Source organism: Shewanella sp. 10N.286.45.A1 (genome assembly GCF_041470405.1).
Lineage (GTDB): Bacteria > Pseudomonadota > Gammaproteobacteria > Enterobacterales > Shewanellaceae > Shewanella.
In genome coordinates this window covers 1-1743 of sequence record NZ_JBFRMK010000238.1, presented here as the reverse complement: position 1 = coordinate 1743, position 1743 = coordinate 1, and the positions used below count along the sequence as shown (strand labels likewise).

The 1743-nt window shown below is 44.1% G+C and carries 2 protein-coding genes; both read left to right on the top strand.

Going from position 1 to position 1743, the window contains the following annotated elements; translation table 11 throughout:
• A partial coding sequence (gene panB / locus AB4238_RS16730; RefSeq protein ID WP_372034455.1) for a 3-methyl-2-oxobutanoate hydroxymethyltransferase occupies positions 1-563 on the top strand: 563 nt, incomplete at its 5' end.
• A gap of 59 nt (positions 564-622) precedes the next feature.
• Complete coding sequence (gene panC / locus AB4238_RS16725; RefSeq protein ID WP_372034454.1) at positions 623-1471, top strand: pantoate--beta-alanine ligase; 849 nt, start codon at positions 623-625, stop codon at positions 1469-1471.
• Positions 1472-1743 lie beyond the last annotated feature (272 nt).

Below are 1743 nucleotides of genomic sequence, written 5' to 3'. Positions count from 1 at the left end.
GCTCGTTACTCATCGCTGATATGCCTTTTATGAGTTATGCCACTCCAGAGCAAACTATGACTAACGCCACTGCGCTAATGCAAGCAGGTGCCAGCATGGTCAAAGTTGAAGGTGGCCACTGGTTACTAGAAAGCGTTAAAATGCTTACCGAGAGAGGTATTCCGGTTTGTGCTCATTTGGGGTTAACGCCGCAATCAGTGCATGTTTTTGGTGGTTTCAAAATTCAGGGCCGCGATGCTGACAATGCTCAGCGCATTCTCGATGAAGCTAAGGCACTAGAAGCCGCTGGCGCGCAATTACTTGTTGTGGAGTGCATTCCTGCACCACTAGCTAAAGCAATTACCGAAGCCTTAACCATACCTGTCATCGGTATTGGTGCGGGAGCAGACACCGATGGTCAGATCCTAGTGATGCACGACGTACTCGGTATTTCTAGTGGCTACATCCCACGTTTTTCTAAAAATTACCTCAAGCAAACAGGTGAGATCCGTAGTGCAGTCCGCGCCTATATTGATGAAGTAGCCCAAGGTGTTTTTCCAGCTGAAGAGCATACGTTTAACTAAGCGATTGGTTAAACGTGTTTCAACAATTTAATTTTTGTTAGTGTTAGAGCAGTAAAATCATGATCACCACCGAATCTATTAGCGCTATTCGCAAGCAAGTCCTTGCATGGCGTATGAAAGGCGAAACTGTTGCCTTTGTCCCTACGATGGGTAATTTACACCTAGGGCATCTCACATTAGTTAAAGAAGCCAAGTCACGAGCCGATCACGTGGTTGCTTCTATCTTCGTTAATCCTATGCAATTTGGCCAACATGAAGATCTTGATGCCTACCCAAGAACGCTTAACGATGATAAAAATGCGTTAATAGAGGCTGGAGCAGAATTACTATTCACCCCGACTCCAGGCATTATTTACCCAAAGGGAATGGACGCGCAGACTTTTGTTGAAGTGCCGCTGATCTCTGATCAATTATGTGGTGAAAGCCGTCCAGGTCACTTCCGTGGCGTTGCGACTATCGTGTGCAAGCTGTTTAATATTGTTCAGCCTGACATCGCTGTGTTTGGGCAGAAAGACTTTCAACAGTTGTTAGTCATTAAGACCATGGTTGAAGATCTTTCTATGCCGATTGAAATTATCGGTGTCGAAACAATTCGCGAAGATTCAGGCCTCGCAATGAGTTCACGTAACGGCTACTTATCTGCAGCGCAAAAGCAGCAAGCCGCAGCGCTTAAACAAACCTTAGATAAAATGGCAATAGAGCTTTGCGCTGGCAAACAAACTGACGAGGTTATCAGCGCAGCAAATATAGCAATTTCCGCAGCTGGATTTGATAACGATTATCTCGATATTCGTAACGCAAAAACTTTCAATAAGGCTCAAGGTAGCGATACAGAGCTGGTCATTTTGGCCGCCGCTTATATGGGTGCAACACGCTTAATCGATAACCTAGTCGTCAAACTTAAGTAGCCCACTCTTAGCTCAAGCCGTCAGGCTTGGGCTGCTAAACTTTTACCTGCTGTTTTAGCCGGTTTCATTTCATTGTCTAGGCTCGGTAACACGTCAATATTTTGAACTTTGAACACAAATAAAATTTATACAACGGCATTTCACCTAACTTTACTACATAATTTCTCATCGTGATCCAGCGTCAAAAAACTGGTTTTATCTTTCGAGTTACGTCATAGTATGCTTATTACACAAACCACACATTTGTATCGACAGTAATACCAATTCCATTA

What these genes read in the sequence shown, in the direction of transcription:
- panC (WP_372034454.1), top strand. Translation starts at nt 623, where the DNA reads ATGATCACCACCGAATCTATTAGCGCTATTCGCAAGCAAGTCCTTGCA.